The 13,953-nt window shown below is 57.9% G+C and carries 15 protein-coding genes; 12 read left to right on the top strand and 3 right to left on the bottom strand.

Translation table 11 applies throughout. The features are described 5' to 3' along the window. Window positions 1-33: 33 nt before the first annotated feature. The 4 genes from grxC to AC2FJE_RS20685 all read left to right on the top strand — a co-directional run bounded on the left by grxC (window position 34) and on the right by AC2FJE_RS20685 (window position 2,282). Window positions 34-291, top strand: coding sequence for a glutaredoxin 3 (gene grxC / locus AC2FJE_RS20700; RefSeq protein ID WP_082636999.1), 258 nt, complete (start codon window positions 34-36; stop codon window positions 289-291). Further along, window positions 291-1,121 carry a carbon-nitrogen hydrolase family protein gene (locus tag AC2FJE_RS20695; protein WP_282170834.1) on the top strand — a complete coding sequence of 277 codons (831 nt, stop codon included), beginning with the start codon at window positions 291-293 and terminating at the stop codon, window positions 1,119-1,121. The genes grxC and AC2FJE_RS20695 overlap by 1 nt, the downstream gene beginning before the upstream one ends. Window positions 1,122-1,135: 14 nt before the next feature. After that, window positions 1,136-1,576 (top strand): MarR family winged helix-turn-helix transcriptional regulator, encoded by a 441-nt coding sequence (locus AC2FJE_RS20690; protein WP_282120901.1) that lies wholly within the window; start codon window positions 1,136-1,138, stop codon window positions 1,574-1,576. 109 nt (window positions 1,577-1,685) lie between these two features. Continuing rightward, window positions 1,686-2,282, top strand: coding sequence for an imm11 family protein (locus AC2FJE_RS20685; protein WP_282170833.1), 597 nt, complete (start codon window positions 1,686-1,688; stop codon window positions 2,280-2,282). Window positions 2,283-2,311: 29 nt separating this feature from the next. Here AC2FJE_RS20685 and ubiG read toward each other — a convergent pair whose 3' ends face one another. Next, window positions 2,312-3,058: a bifunctional 2-polyprenyl-6-hydroxyphenol methylase/3-demethylubiquinol 3-O-methyltransferase UbiG gene (gene ubiG, locus AC2FJE_RS20680; protein WP_496758023.1), complete on the bottom strand. Its 747-nt coding sequence runs from the start codon at window positions 3,056-3,058 to the stop codon at window positions 2,312-2,314. Between the two features lie 48 nt (window positions 3,059-3,106). Between ubiG and pip the strand changes: the two genes are divergently transcribed. The 8 genes from pip (at window position 3,107) to infB (ending at window position 11,593) form a co-directional block, all read left to right on the top strand. Then, window positions 3,107-4,084 carry a prolyl aminopeptidase gene (pip, locus tag AC2FJE_RS20675; RefSeq protein WP_282170832.1) on the top strand — a complete coding sequence of 326 codons (978 nt, stop codon included), beginning with the start codon at window positions 3,107-3,109 and terminating at the stop codon, window positions 4,082-4,084. Continuing rightward, a complete protein-coding gene (locus tag AC2FJE_RS20670) occupies window positions 4,081-4,902 on the top strand; it encodes an ABC transporter substrate-binding protein (RefSeq protein ID WP_472722370.1) in 822 nt (273 codons plus the stop codon). The genes pip and AC2FJE_RS20670 overlap by 4 nt, the downstream gene beginning before the upstream one ends. A 93-nt stretch (window positions 4,903-4,995) precedes the next feature. Then, on the top strand, window positions 4,996-5,913 hold the full coding sequence (locus AC2FJE_RS20665) for a hypothetical protein (protein WP_496761429.1): 918 nt from the start codon (window positions 4,996-4,998) through the stop codon (window positions 5,911-5,913). A gap of 9 nt (window positions 5,914-5,922) precedes the next feature. Then, entirely contained in the window at window positions 5,923-6,093 is a 171-nt protein-coding gene (locus tag AC2FJE_RS20660; RefSeq protein WP_160116462.1) for a hypothetical protein, read from the top strand. A gap of 164 nt (window positions 6,094-6,257) precedes the next feature. Further along, window positions 6,258-6,848: a ribosome maturation factor RimP gene (gene rimP, locus AC2FJE_RS20655; protein WP_058272983.1), complete on the top strand. Its 591-nt coding sequence runs from the start codon at window positions 6,258-6,260 to the stop codon at window positions 6,846-6,848. Continuing rightward, window positions 6,848-8,455, top strand: coding sequence for a transcription termination factor NusA (gene nusA / locus AC2FJE_RS20650; RefSeq protein WP_058272982.1), 1,608 nt, complete (start codon window positions 6,848-6,850; stop codon window positions 8,453-8,455). Before rimP ends, nusA begins: the two co-directional genes overlap by 1 nt. Before the next feature lie 22 nt (window positions 8,456-8,477). Next, on the top strand, window positions 8,478-9,101 hold the full coding sequence (locus AC2FJE_RS20645) for an RNA-binding protein (RefSeq protein ID WP_058272981.1): 624 nt from the start codon (window positions 8,478-8,480) through the stop codon (window positions 9,099-9,101). An 8-nt stretch (window positions 9,102-9,109) separates the two neighbouring features. Beyond that, window positions 9,110-11,593, top strand: a complete 2,484-nt coding sequence (gene infB / locus AC2FJE_RS20640; protein ID WP_058272980.1) for a translation initiation factor IF-2 — start codon at window positions 9,110-9,112, stop codon at window positions 11,591-11,593. 279 nt (window positions 11,594-11,872) lie between these two features. On the opposite strand, the gene AC2FJE_RS20635 is transcribed toward infB, so the two are convergent. Both AC2FJE_RS20635 and AC2FJE_RS20630 read right to left on the bottom strand, forming a co-directional pair. After that, complete coding sequence (locus tag AC2FJE_RS20635) at window positions 11,873-12,859, bottom strand: hypothetical protein (RefSeq protein WP_496761427.1); 987 nt, start codon at window positions 12,857-12,859, stop codon at window positions 11,873-11,875. Window positions 12,860-13,125: 266 nt separating this feature from the next. After that, on the bottom strand, window positions 13,126-13,953 hold the full coding sequence (locus AC2FJE_RS20630) for an alpha/beta hydrolase (RefSeq protein ID WP_496758032.1): 828 nt from the start codon (window positions 13,951-13,953) through the stop codon (window positions 13,126-13,128).

Raw genomic sequence — 13,953 nt, 5'->3', positions numbered from 1 at the left:
CCCAAGATTATGCGAAACGCGAAGGTACGGAATATGAAACCGGTAGAAATTTACACCTCGCCGCTGTGCGGTTTTTGTCACGCGGCCAAGCGGCTGCTGAAGCAGAAGGGCGTCGAGTTCCAGGAAGTGGACGTTCTGATGCACCCCAAGCGCAAGCCCGAGATGATCCAGCGCGCCGGTGGCAAACGAACCGTGCCACAGATCTTTATCGGTGCGCAGCACGTGGGCGGCTGTGACGAACTGTATGAGTTGGAGCGTCAGGGCAAGCTGGATCGCCTGCTCGCGGCCTGATGAAGACTGCGCTGCTGCAAATCACCTCGTCGGATGATCCGGCCGAAAATCTGGACAGGGTGCGCGCCATGATGGCCGAGGCTGCGGAACAAGGCGCGCGGTTCATCCTGACGCCCGAGGTGACGAACTGCGTGTCCACCAGCACCACGCGGCAGCGCGAAGTCCTGCAGCACGAAGAAGATGACCAATCGCTGGCCGGCCTGCGGGATAAGGCCGCCGCGCTGGGTGTCTGGCTGCTGATCGGGTCTTTGGCGATAAAGACCCATGATGCAGACGGTCGGTTCGCCAATCGGTCCTTCATGATCGACCCGCAAGGGCAGGTCGTGGCGCGGTATGACAAGATCCATATGTTCGATGTGCAAGTCACCGAGACCGAGACTTTCCGCGAATCAAAAAATTACCGCCCCGGCGACAAGGCGGTGATTGCCGACACTGATTTTGGCAAGGTCGGCATGACCGTCTGCTATGACGTCCGGTTTCCGGCGCTCTATGCGGCGTTGGCGCACGCAGGGGCGCGAATCCTGACGGTTCCGGCCGCGTTTTCGCCGGTCACAGGTGCGGCCCATTGGGAATCGTTGCTGCGCGCCCGGGCGATTGAGACCGGCTGTTGGGTTCTGGCCCCCGCACAAACTGGCGAACACCCTAAAACCCGCGGCAAGACGCGCTATACCTATGGCCACAGCATGGTTGTCGCCCCGTGGGGCGAGGTCGTCATCGACGCAGGGACCGATCCGGGCATTCACATTTTCGATATGCATGATAGTTCTGTGTCTGAGGCGCGCCGTCGCGTGCCCTCGTTGACTCACGTCCGTCGCTTTGACGGACCCTGATCCAGAACCGGACCATGACTGACGAACACAATGCCCTTGCGGTCACGCTGTTCAGCGAAATCCTGACCGCCGACCAGCTGTTGCGTAATCGGCTTAGCCGGGTGCTGCCCAAGGGTATGGAGATTTCGCATTTCTCGGTGCTCAACCACCTGGTCTTTGTCGGGAACGAGCGTAGCCCGGCCCAATTGGCCGACACATTCCACGTCACGCGTGGCGCGATGACCAACACGTTGGCCAAGCTGGAATGGGCCGGATACATCCATATCCGCCCCGACTGGGACGACGCCCGCCGCAAGATGGTCGCGATCAGCCCCGCCGGTCGCAGGGCACGGGATCAGGCGATTACGTCGATCGCCCCGCTGATCAACCGCGTGGTCGGAGAACTGGGGCTGGAGCGCGTCCGTAGCACGTTGCCTGTGTTAAGAGATTTGCGGTTGCAGTTGGAGGGGGAGTAGGGCTTGGAAGCGGTGCCGCGTCAGGCAATAGAATTCAACTGATTGGCAATGCTTGACGAGAGAGCGGGTTAAATCGATCTGCCCGGCAGGAATTTGAGGATGAGCAATAATGCCGTGGATTTTGCATGAGAGTATTTCAGACCAAGAAGATGTGACGTGGGCGTTGCGGAATCCATCGACCGGCGCTGACAGGACGACGCCCAAGATTTACATGCCGACGGTGGAGATTTCCGAAGGCGAATATCCGTTGGATTTTCAACAAACCTCATCGCACACAGAGCTAACGGATTTCATGAGAGGCGGAAGTCTGGGTGTTGTGCTTGTCAGCCAAGCGTTCCGTGATTTGATCGAAGAAATGGACCCGGGGCATAGCCTTTACTATCCAATCGTCCTGCATTGCGATGATGGGCGCATTATCAAGGACGAGTATTTTCTTCATAAGTTCTCGGACTTCATCGACGACGGAGTCATCGTTGACGAGTCTGACGTCCAGCCAATCGTGCGCAAAGGAAAGATTAGATTTTACAGCAGTTCGGCTTGGCCCAAGCTGGTTTGGCGCAGCGATAGAATCAAGGATCGCCACGTATTTTCCGACAGCTATTTGCGAGACCGATTTTGTGTTTCCGATGCGTTCTTAGAGGCGGCTGAAGACAAAGGCTTCAAGGGTTTCCAGAAAATCGAGTCCTTTATCCATTACGTTTCTTAACAAGCGTAGGATGGGCGCTTGCACCCATCCTACCCCGGTTTCACACTCGCCGTCACATAATTCACGCTCAAATCCCGGTCCGAGATCGACCAGCTCCACAGAATCGGGTTGAACACAAAACCCTTCCGGTCCACCGGCTCCAACCCGGCTTGGCGCAGCAGGTCGAACAGCTCATCGGGGGTGATGAACTTGTTCCACTCATGCGTGCCGCGGGGCAACCAGCGCATGACGACCTCGGCCCCGAAAATGGCCATAGCATAAGATTTCGGATTTCGGTTGATGGTCGAACAGATCAGCAAGCCGCCCGGTTTCAGCAAGTGCTGCGAGGCTGTCAGAAAACCCAACGGGTCGGCCACATGCTCGACCACTTCCATATTCAGAACCACGTCGAACTGTTCGCCCGCAGCGGCCATGTCCTCGGCTGTGGTGTGGCGGTAGTCGATGTCTAGCCCGGATTGTTCCGCATGGATGCGTGCGACGGGCAGGTTGCCTTCGGCGGCATCCGCTCCGACCACTTCGGCCCCAAGGCGGGCCATCGGTTCGCTCAGCAGCCCGCCGCCGCAGCCGATATCCAGCAAACGCAGGCCCTCGAACGGCTTTGGCGACTTTAAATCGCGATCGAATTCGCCCGCGATCTGCTGTGTGATATAATCCAGCCGACAGGGGTTGAGCATGTGCAGTGGTTTGAATTTTCCATGCGGATCCCACCATTCTGCGGCCATCGCTTCGAATTTTGCGATCTCGGAAGGGTCAACCGTGTTCGGATGCGCTTGCATTCCTGTCTCCGTATGCTCTTTTACGCTTAAGGACTATATAGGGCCATAATGGACAAGTACCCGGACCAAAAGCGCGCAGTTCAATATCTGTACCCGCCGATCGATCCTTTCGATCAGCGTATGGTCGATGTGGGCGATGGACACCGTATCTATATGGAACAATGCGGCAATCCCAATGGCCTTCCGGTGGTGATTCTGCATGGGGGACCCGGTGGCGGCTGCAGCCCGGCTATGCGGCGTTATTTCGATCCGGACGTTTACCGGGTGATTCTGTTTGATCAGCGCGGATGCGGACGGTCACGCCCGCATGCCTCGGTCACTGACAACACCACTTGGCATCTGGTGGACGATATCGAACGTCTGCGAACCTTGCTGGATATCGACGACTGGATTGTCTTTGGCGGTAGCTGGGGGGCGACGCTTGCGCTGGTCTATGCGCAGTCCCACCCGGATCGGGTCAATCGCCTGGTGCTGCGCGGTGTGTTCCTTGCGACGCAGGCCGAGCTGGACTGGTTTTATGGTGGTGGCGCGGGCAAATTTTGGCCCGAGCAATGGGCGAAGTTCACCGCTCTGCTGTCGGAAAGTGAACTAAGCGACACGATCGGCGCATATAACAAACGCCTGTTCTCGGGTGATCGCGCGACCGAGATTCTGTATGCGCGCGCCTGGTCCAGTTGGGAAAACGCGCTGGCTTCGATCCATTCGCATGGCGCAACTGGGGAAAGCCCGGGGGAATACGCGCGCGCCTTTGCGCGGCTTGAGAATCACTATTTCATCAACCGCGCGTTCCTTGAACAGGACGGGCAGATTCTGGACCAGATGGACAGAATCGCACATATCCCCGGCCATATCGTGCAGGGTCGGTATGACATGATCTGTCCGCCTCAGGCCGCGTGGAACCTTGCCCAGCTGTGGCCCAATGCCGAGCTGAAGATGGTGCGCCAGGCCGGGCATGCGCTGTCCGAACCCGGAATTAGCGCGGAATTGGTTCGCATCATGGACCGCGTGGCGGAGGGCGCATTATGACCCGCATCGACCGTCGTGCTCTGTTTGCTTCCGGTGCTGCTGCCGCTCTGCTCGCGGCGACCGGTGCGTCTTTAGCCGATACGCCCAAAGTGGGTGGTACGCTGCGCCTTGCCGTGCCCCGCGATGACAGTTTGGAGCAGGTTGCCCGTGGGGCCGTGTTCGACACCCTGACCGAGATTGCACCCGACGGCACCCTACGCGGAGAGCTTGCGACCGGCTGGCAAACTGATTCCCAAGCCCGCATCTGGAGCTTTGATCTGCGCGAGAACGCTCGTTTTCACGATGGCGCGGTCCTTGATGTAAGGGATGTGATGGCGGTTCTGGGCGATGTCGGGCAGGTCGACGCCTTGTCAGATAATCGCGTGCGTCTGGAGTTGGCTCAGGCCAACCCGGGTCTACCCTTCCTTTTGGCCGACAGCAGGTTCGTTATTACGCGCAACGGGCAAGGTGTCACGCCCTTGCAGGCGGCGAACGGCACCGGATGCTACCGAGTTGAACGGGCGGAGGATGATCGTCATTTCCTTGGGCGCCGTGTGGCGGGCCACTACAAGGATGGATTGGCTGGCTGGGCCGAAACCCTGGAAGTTATCGTGATTCCCGACGCTCGCGTGCGTACCGAGGCGCTGCGAGACGGCTTTGTGGATATCGCGGCACTGCCGCAGGGCGAAGGGTTCAGCCCGCACCGCGGATTGCGCTTTTTTCCAAGCGAATCCGATATGGCGCTGGCTGTAGCAGGGCATGTCGGCATGCCCCGTCAGATCGGAACGGATCGCCCCCTGGATGATGGCCGCGTTGCCGAGCGTTGGTGGTTGATTTAAACGCCGAAAATTCGCCTGACTTCTACTTTGTGCAAAATTTTGCTATTGTACGCGCTGTATTAGCTTAATTGTTTCGAAAATGGGAGAATTCCCATGAGGGTTGAAAGCTTAAAGAATATATCAATTTCCATTTTGTCCGTAGCATTGGCGGTTGTTGCGGTGTTTGCCCTGAAATCAGGTAAAGACGTTACCGTAAAAGTCAGCAAAAACGGGACGATAGAGCTGGATGCCCGCGAAGGGCAGTCGCTGACCCAGTTGCTGGACAAGGGTTTTGAGGCCGTAGAGGCGAACCCCGAAGATAGTGCAGAGACGACAGCGCGGAAACTGTCCGATATGCGGGCTCTGACCCGCACGCTGAAGTCGCATGGTTACTATGCGTTGAACGATTCGGATCTGGTTCACGAAATTAGAGGGCTGGAAAAGGAGGATCCCCTGTCGGCCGGGCTGCGCGACGTGCTGTATGATCTGGAAGGTCCGTTTTCGCTGCCCGGAACATTGCGTGGGGCGGATTCACGGATGTGGCAGGCGATCGCTGATCTGTACGAGGGTATAAAGTCCGAACCGCGTGGTGACAGCCAGCTATTTGCGACGCTTTACACGAACTTCATTCAGCAAGAGACCGTGTTCAGCCCCTTCAAGCACGAGGTAACGGCCGAGGGCGTGTTGTTGCATGACGCAAATGAGAACGAAAAACCGATGGTGTACACCTGCCCCGACAGTTTTTTGAAACCGGGGATTACCGTCCTGATCAAACCGACCGGCGGGTCATCCAATATCATGCGTCAGTTCACGGTGCGGCAAGATCCTGTTTTTCATGCCTGCGCCGCGCGGACACCGTTCGAGTTTTTGTCGGGTTCAGAAATGAAGCTGGGGCTGAACCGGGTGGCCTTTGATCAACTCTTCCCGCCGCGGACGGCGAATGCCGAGCAGTTTCAGGGCAGGGGCACTCTTTCGGTGATTATCTACCCGCGCAACACGCAGCCTGCGCTTTTTGCATCTTCGGCGGAATAGGAGCTTTCCATGAATAAACTTGCTGTTCTCGCTGCCATTATTGCACTTGTGACCGTCGCCCCGTCAGGCGTGGCACATGCCCAGGGACGTCAATGCCTGTTTGACGGCGAGGTCTACGAAGACGGGGACCGCGTTGGTCCTTACCTATGTGAAAATGGCGAGTGGATTCTGTCAGACTGATATTGTGATTGCCCATCCTGGCGCTTGGGCTTGCAATCTTGCAGTCGCTTGGCTATATGGCCGTTAACAGCGGCGTGTCGGGCTTCGGTCCGGGGCTCCACCGGAAAAGATCGACGGGCCGCGCGCCCGTTTTTTTGTGCCCGACTGACAGGGTAGAGTACCAGATGACAAATGACCTGATAGCCAAAGCAGCCATCGACCGGCGACTGGCCGAGATCATCACCCCCGTGATCGAGGATCTGGGGTATGAACTTGTGCGTATTCGCCTGATGAGCGGCAAACAAACCACGCTGCAGATCATGGCTGACAAGCCTGATGGCGGTATCGAAGTGGATGATTGCGCCGAGATTTCGAACGCGGTCAGCGCCACGTTGGATGTTGAGGATCCGATCCTTGACGCCTATGCGCTGGAAGTGTCCAGCCCCGGCATCGACCGCCCCTTGACCCGTCTCAAGGACTTTGAGGCGTTCGAAGGGTATGAGGCCAAGATCGAAACCGCCGAACTGATCGACGGACGCCGCCGTTTTAAGGGTGAGCTGGCCGGGATCGAGGGAGATGAGGTCCTGATCAATCTCACCGAGGGGGACGAGACGATCACCATCGGTCTGCAATTCGACTGGCTGAGCGACGCCAAGCTGGTCCTGACTGACGACCTGATCAAGGAAATGCTGCGCCAGCGCAAAGACGCCGGTGCCCTGAACGAAAACGCTTTCGACGAGATTGAGACCGAAGGGTCCGAAGAGGAGACGAACTGATGGCAATCACCTCAGCCAACCAGCTGGAGCTGCTGCAGACCGCCGAGGCCGTGGCCCGCGAAAAGATGATCGACCCCAGTCTGGTTGTCGAAGCGATGGAGGAATCGCTCGCCCGTGCCGCCAAGAGCCGTTACGGCGCTGAAATGGACATCCGCGTCAGCATCGATCGCAAGACTGGCAAAGCAACATTCACCCGCGTTCGCACCGTGGTCGAAGATGAAGAGCTGGAAAACTACCAGGCCGAGATGACTGTCGAGCAGGCCAAGCAGTATATGGAAACGCCTTCAGTTGGTGACGTCTTCGTTGAAGAAGTGCCGCCAGTTGAAATGGGCCGTATCGCGGCACAATCCGCAAAGCAGGTGATCCTGCAGAAGGTTCGCGAAGCCGAGCGCGACCGTCAGTACGAAGATTTCAAGGATCGTGCAGGCACCATCATCAACGGTGCGGTCAAGCGCGAAGAGTTTGGCAATGTCATCGTCGATCTGGGTGGTGCTGAGGCCGTTCTACGCCGCAATGACAAGATCGGTCGCGAAAGCTATCGTCCGAATGACCGTGTGCGTGCCTATATCAAGGAAGTGCGTCGCGAAGTTCGTGGCCACCAGATCTTCCTGTCGCGCACCGCGCCGGAATTCATGGCCGAACTGTTCAAGATGGAAGTGCCGGAAATCTATGACGGCATCATCGAGGTCAAGGCCGTGGCCCGTGACCCCGGTTCGCGTGCCAAGATCGCTGTGATTTCCTACGACGGTTCGATTGATCCGGTTGGTGCTTGCGTTGGTATGCGCGGCAGCCGCGTGCAAGCCGTTGTGAACGAGCTGCAGGGCGAAAAAATCGACATCATTCCGTGGAACGAAGATCAACCGACCTTCCTGGTGAATGCGCTGCAGCCTGCTGAGGTTTCCAAGGTGGTTCTGGACGAAGAAGCCGGCAAAATCGAGGTTGTGGTTCCCGAGGAACAGCTTTCGCTGGCCATCGGTCGCCGCGGTCAGAACGTGCGTCTGGCCAGCCAGCTTACCAATCTGGATATCGACATCATGACCGAGGCCGAAGAATCGGCGCGTCGTCAGAAAGAATTCGAAGCCCGCACCCAGCTGTTCATGGACAGCCTGGATCTGGATGAGTTCTTTGCCCAGTTGCTGGTGTCCGAAGGCTTCACCAACCTCGAAGAGGTAGCCTATGTGGAAATCGAAGAACTGCTGGTGATCGACGGCGTTGACGAAGGCACCGCGCAAGAGCTGCAAACACGGGCGCGCGAATATCTGGAAGCAAAGGCCAAGGCAGCTTTGGAAAGCGCCCGCGCGTTGGGTGCCGAAGACAGTCTTATTGAATTCGAAGGCCTGACACCCCAGATGGTTGAAGCGCTGGCCAAGGACGATGTGAAGAACCTGGAAGACTTCGCCACCTGCGCTGACTGGGAACTGGCCGGTGGTTGGACCACGGTCGACGGCCAGCGAATCAAAGATGACGGTGTTCTGGAACCTTTCGGTGTAACGCTGGAAGAGGCGCAGGATCTGGTCATGACAGCTCGGATCATGCTGGGCTGGGTCGATCCTGCTGAGTTGGAGCAGGCCGAAGAAGAAGTTACCGAAGAGGAGGCCGAGGCCTGATCTCAGGCTTCGGGTGGCGCAAATGGGTCGCGGTGGCGTCCATAAGGATCGGTCCGAAGGACCTGAACGCAAGTGCATCGCCACGGGCGAGGTTCAACCTAAATATGGGTTGATCCGCTTTGTGACGGGGCCGGATGGTCAGGTCTTTCCGGATGTCGCGGCAAAACTGCCGGGACGTGGCGTCTATGTCGCGGCGGATCGCAGCGCGCTGGACAAGGCCGTGGGCAAAAAGCTGTTTGCACGTGGTTTCAAGGCGCAAGTCAGTGTGCCCAACGATCTCGCGGATGAAGTTGAGCGTCAGATTGCGCGCCGTGTGATCGAGTTGGTGAGCCTTGCGCGCAAATCTGGTGATGCGATCGCCGGTTACGAAAAGGTCAAGACGTGGCTGGACCGGGAAGAGGCCCAGGTACTGATACAAGCCTCTGATGGATCAGGGCGCGGCAAGTCGAAATTGAGCACGCCGCACTTCGGAACATACATCGGCTGGCTGACGGCGGACGAGCTGGGACAGGCATTTGGGCGCCAAACCGTGATTCATGCGGCGCTCGCCTCTGGCGGACTCGCCAAACGTGTTGTAGAGGAAGCGCAGCGCCTGCGTGGCTTGCGCGAAACGGATGACGGCGGCAGGGGCCGCGCGGAAGGGTAAGAAGCTTTATGAGCGATAATGACGGCAAAAAGACATTGGGTCTTCGTGGCGGGGCACGCCCCGGAAATGTGAAACAAAGTTTCAGCCACGGACGTACCAAGAATGTCGTGGTGGAGACCAAACGCAAGCGCGTGGTGGTTCCCAAGCCGGGTGCCGGCAAGCCAGGTGGCGGAGCAACGCCCTCGGGTGATCCGTCGCGCCGCCCTGCCGGGATTTCCGATGCGGAGATGGCCCGCCGGATGAAGGCGCTGCAGGCCGCGAAGGCCCGCGAGGTCGAAGAAGCCGCCGCCCGCGAGGCAGCTGAAAAAGCGCGTGAAGAAGAACGCGCCCGTCGTCGTGCGGAGCAAGAGGCTAAGGAACGCGAACAGCGTGAGGCCGAAGAGCGCGCACGTGCCAAAGCCGAAGAAGAAGATCGCAAGCGCAAAGAGGCTGAAATAGCGGCCCAACGCGCAGCTGCTCCGGCTGCACCGGCAGAGCCCAAGGCGGCTGCTCCGCGCAGCCCGGCCAACAAGCCTGCACCGGCTGCAACGCCGCGGAAAAACGATCGCGAGCGTGAACAGCGCGGAAATCGTGGCAAAGGCCGTGATGACAACCGCCGGTCCGGCAAGCTGACACTGGGTCAGGCAACGGGCGGGGAAGGTAATCGTCACCGCTCTATGGCGGCGATGAAACGCAAGCAGGAGCGGGCGCGTCAGAAAGCCATGGGTGGTACGGTCGAGCGCGAAAAGGTAATCCGCGACGTACAGCTGCCCGAGGCGATCACGGTGTCAGAGCTGGCCAACCGTATGGCCGAGCGTGTGGCAGACGTTGTCAAATCGCTGATGAACATGGGCATGATGGTCACGCAGAACCAGACCATTGATGCCGATACCGCCGAGCTGATCATCGAAGAATTCGGTCACAAAGTGACCCGTGTCTCTGATTCGGATGTCGAGGACGTCATCAAAGAGGTCGAAGACGACGACAAAGATCTGAAATCGCGTCCGCCGGTCATCACCATCATGGGTCACGTTGACCACGGCAAAACCTCGCTGCTGGATGCGATCCGCGATGCGCGGGTTGTGGCAGGCGAAGCGGGTGGCATCACTCAGCACATCGGTGCCTATCAGGTGACAACCGATAGCGGCACCACGCTGTCATTCCTGGATACGCCGGGCCACGCGGCCTTTACTTCGATGCGCTCGCGCGGTGCTCAGGTCACGGATATCGTGGTTCTGGTTGTTGCCGCCGATGACGCGGTGATGCCGCAGACGGTCGAGGCGATCAACCACGCGAAAGCGGCCGGAGTGCCGATGATCGTGGCGATCAACAAGGTCGACAAGCCGGGCGCGAACCCGGACAAGGTGCGCACCGATCTGCTGCAGCACGAAGTCATCGTCGAGAAAATGTCGGGTGAGGTTCAGGACGTCGAAGTCTCTGCCATCACCGGTCAGGGTCTGGATGAGCTGCTGGAAGCCATCGCGCTGCAATCCGAGATTCTGGAGCTGAAAGCCAACCCGAATCGCGCCGCCCAGGGTGCCGTGATCGAGGCACAGCTGGACGTGGGTCGCGGCCCGGTCGCTACTGTTCTGGTTCAGAACGGCACGCTGCGTCAGGGCGACATCTTCGTCGTGGGTGAGCAATACGGTAAAGTCCGTGCGCTGATCAACGACAAGGGTGAACGCGTCAAGGAAGCTGGCCCCTCGGTTCCAGTCGAGGTTCTGGGTCTGAACGGCACGCCCGAGGCTGGCGACGTTCTGAACGTGACCGAGACCGAAGCACAGGCCCGCGAGATCGCCGAATACCGCGAACAGGCCGCCAAGGACAAACGCGCTGCCGCTGGCGCCGCAACGACCCTTGAGCAGCTGATGCAGAAGGCCAAGGAAGACGAGAACGTCAACGAACTGCCAATTCTGATGAAAGCAGACGTTCAGGGCTCGGCTGAGGCCATCGTTCAGGCGATGGAGAAGATCGGCAACGACGAGGTACGCGTGCGCGTGCTGCACTCGGGCGTAGGTGCGATTACCGAAACCGATGTCGGCCTTGCCGAAGCATCCGGTGCGCCGATCCTGGGCTTCAACGTGCGTGCCAATGCGTCGGCGCGGAACACCGCGAACCAGAAGGGCGTGGAAATCCGCTACTACTCGGTAATCTATGACCTTGTGGACGACGTGAAAGCCGCCGCATCCGGCCTGCTGAGCGCCGAGATTCGCGAAAAGTTCATCGGTTACGCCGAGATCCGCGAAGTCTTCAAGGTTACAGGCGTCGGCAAAGTTGCTGGCTGTCTGGTCACCGAAGGCGTGGCGCGTCGTTCCGCAGGTGTCCGCCTGCTGCGCGACAACGTGGTGATCCACGAAGGCACGCTGAAGACGCTGAAACGCTTCAAGGACGAAGTGGCCGAGGTCCAGTCGGGTCAGGAATGCGGTATGGCGTTCGAGAATTACGACGATATCCGTGCAGGCGACGTGATCGAAATCTTCGAGCGCGAAGAGGTCACCCGCACGCTGGATTGATCCGGTTCGGAATGAGAGTTTGGAAACAGCGGCTCAATTGGGCCGCTGTTTTTTTTGCGAATGATTGAGAGCCTTTGATTGTACGTATGAGATTTTCTGAATCCAGTCAGTACGGTGCGTTTTACAATCCTGTCCTAATTATGAGATGAGTCTGCCTTCAAGGTCGGCTGTGCGGACAATGCTGTCGTTCGCTCGAAGAAAATGAACGACCGCTCTTGAAGGTAACACATTTTAGGGTTGTTCAAACGATCCTATCCAGTGGATCGAAATGCAAACACCCTATTGCAACTTCGGAAGCGGTCGGCGGCGCGCAGCGTCTACAGCTTGATCTAGAAAGCGAATGTAGTTCGCCATGGAGTCGAGGTGACCCTCCATCGGGGGGCCACACTTCCATAGTTCGGTGAACGCGCCATTGGTGAAGGCGCTGCAATCCCAACCACGCAAAGAGAATTGAATCAGCTGTTTGAAATGGAGCGTATTCAAGCCTTCATCCTCCGCAAAGCTGACGGTTTGCATGTCGCACCTGTCATTACAGAACAGCACGACATATCGACCCTGAAACATACGGGATTTTGACAAGTAAACACGGAGCTGGTTCTCAAGTGAGCTGTGGCCAATAATATCGAAGTCTTGCGAAGCGGGACGCAAGAACGCGCGCAGCGAGGCATGGGTGGGTTTGGGGTCACCCTCCCAAAACCACGCCGGGCCCAAAACCTCACGAAAGACGTTATTACGATTAGGTTCTTCAGCCCCAAACTGCCCTCTGTAGAAAACAATGTAATCTTCCCATCTGGTAAAGGGCATGGTGCGATCTGCACACTTGACAAAATAGGGGTTCGCGCGATGGTTCAAAGCCGCCCCACGGAGCACCTTGCCGTCTAAGTATTCGGTTTCATCATAGCTATCAGTCGTTAACCGACAGGTGTCTCCGGTAACCGGCTGGGCATAGTGGATTAGGTTTAGGGTCTCCTGCCCGATGTTCTTTACGACATATCCTTCTGGTATGTCATCGCAGTCGTACTGCGCGCAGAAATTCGTCCACTCCTCGGCTTTCCTGCGGATTTTCTCTGCCCGCTCAGCCTCGACCCTCTCACTGTGCGTCGGAGCGGTAAACACCAAATACGCAAAATAGCCAATCCAAACCACCGCGATGAGAATTGCCACGGCGATAGACGCGACTATCGCGGAAAGGAGGTAGCGAAAGAAGCGTTTTAGAATCATAGAGTTTCGGCCCAGAACCACATCGTTGACAGCTTGTGTCAGCATTCGGGCGAAACTTTGGCCCATTTCCGGGTCACGGGGGTCACTTTCCCAGTGTGGCTAGCAGGACTTTCTAACGACCTTCGAACCAAAGCTATCGGTGTGAGTTTTGGCAAGCAGAGATAACCAAAGCCGACATTGGAACTATGCTCGGGATTGAGCACTTTGGGATCAAACAGGGCGTTCGAAGCTTGGCAACAAAGGTAAGGTTTGTAATGGTCGTGCTAATTTCCGGGGAAAATACCAAATCAGTTGATTTTCAATGCCTTTGACTACCGATTTACCGGCAAAAACGTACCTCGATGCATGATGATATCGAAGTGCTGCATGCCCTTTAGCAAATCGAAACTGACCGAATGCCCGCCTTTGCGCAGGGCTTCCGCATAATCGCGACTTTGGCGGATGAATTCCGGCGTGTCCCGTTCCGCCACTGTCACGTGATAGCGAGGACCGGGGGGTGGCAGGTGCAGGATCGGGGACAGATCATGTACCTCGACCGGGGTCAGCTGCAGTGGGTCATTCACCGAGGTCAGGCTGATCGGTTCCAGATCATAGACGCCGCTGATCAGGATAACATCGCGCACGCGCAATCCCGCGCGGGCCAACGCATCCGCCGAGGTCGCCATGACCATGGCCACCAGATGCGCGCCTGCACTGTGTCCCGATAGGGTGATCCGCGACGGATCAAAGCCCAAATTGAACGCGTTCTCTGCCAGCCAAAGTAGGGCATCGCGGCATTCGTTGACCATCTGATCCAGCCGCGCATCCGGGGCCAGCGTGTAATTCAACGTGGCAAAGGATTGCTCGGCCTCAATCAGTGCAGGGGCCATCATCGCCGATTCGCGTTGGCTGAGCGCTTGCCAATATCCGCCGTGAACAAAGACGTGCAGAGGGGCACCTGCTCCTTTCGCGGGAAAGAAATCCAGCACTTGCGCCGGCGAATCGCCATAGGCGACGTTTTCCTTCACGTCCATCCTCGCCCGGTGCTGCGCGCTGAGTGCGGTATAGCTGTCTAGATAGGGTGTCAGATCGCCACCGATCATCGAACTAGGGGCGTATTCACGCTCCAGCTCATCCTGAGAGAACCCTCGATACAGCAT

This window comes from Ruegeria sp. CDSC002 (genome assembly GCF_059610905.1).
This window is presented reverse-complemented; position numbering and strand designations above follow the sequence as displayed.

Bases quoted from the DNA above. Each gene is read 5' to 3' on its own strand.
- grxC (WP_082636999.1), top strand. From the start codon at position 34: ATGAAACCGGTAGAAATTTACACCTCGCCGCTGTGCGGTTTTTGTCAC.
- AC2FJE_RS20695 (WP_282170834.1), top strand. From the start codon at position 291: ATGAAGACTGCGCTGCTGCAAATCACCTCGTCGGATGATCCGGCCGAA.
- AC2FJE_RS20690 (WP_282120901.1), top strand. From the start codon at position 1,136: ATGACTGACGAACACAATGCCCTTGCGGTCACGCTGTTCAGCGAAATC.
- AC2FJE_RS20685 (WP_282170833.1), top strand. From the start codon at position 1,686: ATGCCGTGGATTTTGCATGAGAGTATTTCAGACCAAGAAGATGTGACG.
- ubiG (WP_496758023.1), bottom strand. From the start codon at position 3,058: ATGCAAGCGCATCCGAACACGGTTGACCCTTCCGAGATCGCAAAATTC.
- pip (WP_282170832.1), top strand. From the start codon at position 3,107: ATGGACAAGTACCCGGACCAAAAGCGCGCAGTTCAATATCTGTACCCG.
- AC2FJE_RS20670 (WP_472722370.1), top strand. From the start codon at position 4,081: ATGACCCGCATCGACCGTCGTGCTCTGTTTGCTTCCGGTGCTGCTGCC.
- AC2FJE_RS20665 (WP_496761429.1), top strand. From the start codon at position 4,996: ATGAGGGTTGAAAGCTTAAAGAATATATCAATTTCCATTTTGTCCGTA.
- AC2FJE_RS20660 (WP_160116462.1), top strand. From the start codon at position 5,923: ATGAATAAACTTGCTGTTCTCGCTGCCATTATTGCACTTGTGACCGTC.
- rimP (WP_058272983.1), top strand. From the start codon at position 6,258: ATGACAAATGACCTGATAGCCAAAGCAGCCATCGACCGGCGACTGGCC.
- nusA (WP_058272982.1), top strand. From the start codon at position 6,848: ATGGCAATCACCTCAGCCAACCAGCTGGAGCTGCTGCAGACCGCCGAG.
- AC2FJE_RS20645 (WP_058272981.1), top strand. From the start codon at position 8,478: ATGGGTCGCGGTGGCGTCCATAAGGATCGGTCCGAAGGACCTGAACGC.
- infB (WP_058272980.1), top strand. From the start codon at position 9,110: ATGAGCGATAATGACGGCAAAAAGACATTGGGTCTTCGTGGCGGGGCA.
- AC2FJE_RS20635 (WP_496761427.1), bottom strand. From the start codon at position 12,859: ATGCTGACACAAGCTGTCAACGATGTGGTTCTGGGCCGAAACTCTATG.
- AC2FJE_RS20630 (WP_496758032.1), bottom strand. From the start codon at position 13,953: ATGCTGTATCGAGGGTTCTCTCAGGATGAGCTGGAGCGTGAATACGCC.